This is a genomic window from Polaromonas sp. P1_G2, assembly GCF_056405515.1.
Window position 1 is genome coordinate 1 of record NZ_JBFUBY010000615.1, and the last position, 730, is coordinate 730.

The 730-nt window shown below is 59.7% G+C and carries 1 protein-coding gene; it reads left to right on the forward strand.

Translation table 11 applies throughout. From position 1 onward, the window contains the following. The coding region (gene istA, locus AC1D0P_RS26525; RefSeq protein WP_477679456.1) for an IS21 family transposase at nucleotides 1-730 on the forward strand (730 nt) is incomplete at both ends.

Sequence of the window (730 nt, forward strand, 5' to 3'; positions counted from 1 at the left end):
CGCCAAGACATGGTCAAAGAACCGGGGCGCTGTGACGGCTGAAGCCTATGTGCCGCTCTATTATSCRCCSGGCGAGGCCTACCAGTTYGACTGGAGCCACGAGATCGTSCTGATCWAYGGGGTGACGACGACGATCAAGGTCGCCCATGTCCGGCTCTGCCACAGCCGGATGATGTTCGTTCGGGCCTACATGCGCGAGAGCCAGGAGATGGTGTTCGACGCCCATGACAAGGCGTTTGCCTTCTTCCGTGGGACCTGCACGCGCGGCATCTACGACAACATGAAGACGGCGGTCGAGACCGTGTTCGTTGGCAAGGAACGGCAATACAACAGGCGCTTCCTGCAGATGTGCAGCCACTATCTTGTTCAGCCTGTCGCCTGCACACCCGCWTCCGGCTGGGAGAAGGGYCARGTCGAGAACCAGGTCGGCCTSGTGCGTGAGCGCTTCTTCACGCCACGCCTCAGGGTCAAAAGCTTGGAAGAGYTGAATGTCTGGYTGCTCGACAAATGCATCGCCTATGCCAARKCRCACCGCCATCCCGAACAGTCCGAGCAGACGATCTGGCAGATGTTCGAGGAAGAGCGCGGCAGCCTGGTGCATTATGTCGGCCCGTTCGACGGCTTTCACTGYGTTCCGGCGTCGGTATCGAAGACCTGCACGGTTCGTTTCGACAACAACAAATACTCGGTYCTCTCSAAGGCCGTYGGYCGCCCCGTCGAGGTTCATGCT